The 3103-nt window shown below is 54.8% G+C and carries 2 protein-coding genes; one reads left to right on the top strand and one right to left on the bottom strand.

Features of this window, described 5'->3' with window-relative positions; all coding sequences use genetic code 11:
• Positions 1-184 precede the first annotated feature (184 nt).
• Positions 185-934 carry an alpha/beta hydrolase gene (locus tag AC13EK_RS06985; protein ID WP_483022104.1) on the top strand — a complete coding sequence of 250 codons (750 nt, stop codon included), beginning with the start codon at positions 185-187 and terminating at the stop codon, positions 932-934.
• A gap of 11 nt (positions 935-945) precedes the next feature.
• Here the strand turns inward: AC13EK_RS06985 and AC13EK_RS06980 are convergent, their stop codons facing one another.
• Positions 946-2937 (bottom strand): TonB-dependent receptor, encoded by a 1992-nt coding sequence (locus AC13EK_RS06980; protein WP_483022103.1) that lies wholly within the window; start codon positions 2935-2937, stop codon positions 946-948.
• Between the last annotated feature and the right edge of the window lie 166 nt (positions 2938-3103).

Below are 3103 nucleotides of genomic sequence, written 5' to 3'. Positions count from 1 at the left end.
ATGCAGATCGAGGGCATGGCCGCCCTTGCCACACCCATAACCGAGGAGGTTCAGCCGCTACAGATTACACCCAAGGCCGCCTGAAAATGCAGCCCGATGGCCAGCACCGAAATTACACCACATTGACGGACGTGACCCCTGGTATCTGGATCGGCAAACAAATGAAGCGCAACAGCCCATCCTGGTGCTGGCGCAGGGATCGGGATGTACATCGGTCACATCCAGCCCAAATATCGAGGCTGCCAGGAAGCTATTGCCATCCGCCGCAATCCTTACGGTCGAGAAATACGGTGTTCTGGAAGGCGATGCTCCGAAGTCTTTTCCAGAAGATTGCCGACCGGCCTACGTGGCCCACCATACCATCAGCCAAAGGGTCGCCGACTACAGCCAGGTTATTGCAAGCCTCAGGAAGGAGGCATGGTGGAACGGGAAACTCGTTTTGTTTGGCGGATCAGAAGGCGGTGCGGCAATGCAGATACTTGCCGCTGAAGTTCGGCCGAACGTCGCGGTGATCTTTTCATCGGCGACTGGAATGCCGTTTCGTGAGGCATTCGTGCAAGTTCTGCCACCTTCAGAGGCGAAAACAGCGCCGGAACACATAGCTGCAATAAGAAAGAATCCCGACAGCACGGAAATTTGGCTTTCGAATAGCTACCGATGGTGGTCCGATATAATGGACAGACGACTATCGGACGATGCATTGCGCGCCACTGCGACGGAATTTCTGGTTGTGCAAGGTAAACGGGATCATTCGAACCCGGTTACATCTGCCAGACGTTTCGCCGCGAATTTCCGCAAATCCGGGCGCAAGAACGTCACCTACTGGGAATTTGCTGACTATGATCACACTATGGTAGATCAAAAGGGTCAGTCTCACCTGCCAGAGGTTCTTAGCCGAATATCAGATTGGTTGACCAAGGCATTGGCGCGATAGGAAATTTTTATCTATAGCGTCTTCTGCAATTTCAGCTGTACTTCAGGTTCTCTGCGGCGTGAGGAAATTTCCTCCACCGACGGCGCAATCAAACGCTGGTTTGTCCGACCTGAATATTTGAATGTCCCCGAGAGCGATAGCGTCCGATCCAGACTATGCGTATATGAGGCGCTGAAATCGAACCATGAACCTTTGCGGATCTGATACTCCCGCGATGGGCTACTGTATGACCACTGTAATTGCGCGACGTCGCCGGGTACACTGCCCCGGTCTTTGCCATTCCATTCAAACGTGCCGTTTGCCGTATAGCGAAATGTGCGCTGCATATTCTGGCCATCCGTCGTATCGATCGGAGTACGCTCATTGAAGAGATTGGCGCTGGCGCTTGCCTTGAGACGGGGGACGATTGGGAAGGCAAGGTCAAACTGGGCACCACTGTTCCAGCTATTTCCAGCATTTACAAAGCTGTAGACACTGGTTCCGGTCGCATTGAGAGAATAACTTTTGCTCCAAAGCCGACTTGTTTCGCGTAAGTAGGCAGTAGCTCCCAATTCTATTTTCCCGGGGCGAAACTGCACACTGGCCTCGTAGGCATTGGTGCTTTGATCCTTGAGGCGCGGGTTCCCTTCGAAAAGGGTGTAGGCATCCTCGACCGTTCCATAGGGGCGCAGATATTCCAGCGGAACCCTGTCTATCCGCTTGCTGAAACTGGCTCCGAACTGCAGCTTTTTGTTGAACCGGTAACTGGCGTGAAAGCTGGGGAAGAGGCTGGCCCTGTTTATCTGAATCGTCGCGACGCCGGGACTGGAAATTTGGCGGCGATTTGCTTCGCCGCGCAAGCCCGGTGCGACGGTTAAGGCCCCGAATCTCTGCTGGAACGACGCATAGGCAGAGAGGGTAGCGCTGCGCGCATCATACGCATCGTTGATGTCGGAGCCGAACAAACCGTCGCTATCGTTGCTCGTAAATCTATAGGTTTGCGTAGTGTCATCAACATGCCAGGCGCTACCCAGCGAAAGAAGTTGCCCCACAGCCATGGGATGTTTCCAGTCAATTTGGACATCTATCGACGTGGAGGGCTTGCGCACGTCGAGCCTATAGTGTCGTCCATCGCTGAACCGGGCATTAGTAACATCATGCACATTGGGATTTGTGTAAAACTGGACAGCCGCATTGAGCGCCTCTCCCTCTTTTTTGCCCTTATGATCGACGCTCAATTCTCCGGTAACATAGCTCCCTATACTGCTGAGGCGGCGACGTTCTGAAAAAGGCGTGAAGTCTGGGGTAACGGCGACATAATCGACTTTGTCTGTGACAATATCATGCCCGCCGCCACCGCCCAGCTGTGCCGAGACGCTTGTTCTTGCGCCCAATTTGTACGATGCTTTGCCGCTGAGACGTCCGACAGTACCAGCATAGGTATGCAGACCCGTCTCCCGGTTAACTGTCGGCGAGCTGTCATCCTGCATCCCAACGCGGCGCTCCTTGCGATAGCTTCTGCGGAGCATGGTGCCGGCATTGCCTCCCCCCTTCAGCTGGTAAGTCCAGTTGCCAGCTTTGTAATTCAGGGTCGTATCGCCAAGGGCATAGCCATAACTGGATTCTTCCAGGCTTGCGTTCCCAGACAGTCCCTCCACCCGTGATTTTCGCAGCACCAGATTGATGATGCCACCTGCGCCCTCAGACGAAAATTGTGCGGAGGGATTGGTAATCACCTCTATTCGCTCGATATCGCTGCCGTGCACGGTGCGCAGATATTGTGAGGCATCGCCAATGTAAGGGCGGCCATCCACGTAGATCCGGGTCAATCCAGATCCAAGCACCAGAATGCGGTCGTCAGGGGTGATGGTCACCGCCGGGAGGCCGCGCAACAATTGGACGGCATTCTTCTGGGCGGAATGAGGAGTTTCGCGGACCTGATAGGTTCGGCGATCAATTTTAAGGGTTTCTTCCGTACGTTTCCCGACGACCTCAATAACATCGGTCGCGTCCTCAGCGACCACGACGGGCGCAGTGATCGGCAAATCCGGGGGCGTTTGCGGGAGGGGGCGGAATCCTACGCCAAGCTCGCCCAGATAGCCGGCGCGAGATCTTACTTGTTGCTGCCTTCTACGGTCGCGCCAGAAAGGCGACGGCTCAGTTCTATCCGGCGATGGCTACGCATTTTGA

Source organism: Sphingobium sp. L-44 (assembly GCF_056859495.1).
The sequence above is the reverse complement of the archived record's forward strand: the minus strand, read 5'-3'. Positions and strand labels throughout refer to the sequence as shown.